Raw genomic sequence first — 358 nt, 5'->3', positions numbered from 1 at the left:
GCTGATAGCCTTTCTGGGCTTCGTGGAGGAATGCGCTGTTTACGCTTTATCCTGAGATTAAGCTTTAATTCACAATACACCCGATATACCCGTTTATGATTCCATTTATAGCCGAGCTTTTTGATATGATTAAAGCATTTAGGAAAGCCCCAGCGTAAATGCCGGTCTGTGATAGCATTCAATACCGAAACAATCACCGAATCATCCTGTAACTTAGGTTGATAATAGTAAGCACAACGGCTTAAGCCAACAATGGCACAACTCATAGCAATAGTAACCGAATGATTTTGTTGTAGTTGCTGTGCCCACGTTTTACGTGCCTTTGTGGGCACTAAAGCTTTTTTATGATTTCTTCCTG

The 358-nt window shown here is 41.1% G+C and carries 2 pseudogenes; both read right to left on the bottom strand.

Annotation, left to right across the window (positions count from 1 at the left end):
- Positions 1-113: pseudogene (locus tag A9G32_RS13615) on the bottom strand (IS3 family transposase); the annotation flags it as partial.
- Positions 96-266: pseudogene (locus tag A9G32_RS13610) on the bottom strand (IS3 family transposase); the annotation flags it as partial. The pseudogenes A9G32_RS13610 and A9G32_RS13615, both read right to left, overlap by 18 nt.
- Positions 267-358: the final 92 nt, after the last annotated feature.

Source organism: Gilliamella sp. Gris3-2, from assembly GCF_001690345.1.
GTDB classification, from domain to species: Bacteria; Pseudomonadota; Gammaproteobacteria; order Enterobacterales; family Orbaceae; genus Gilliamella; species Gilliamella bombi.
Note: the sequence above shows the minus strand (reverse complement) of the source record. Positions and strands in the feature narration are given on the sequence as shown.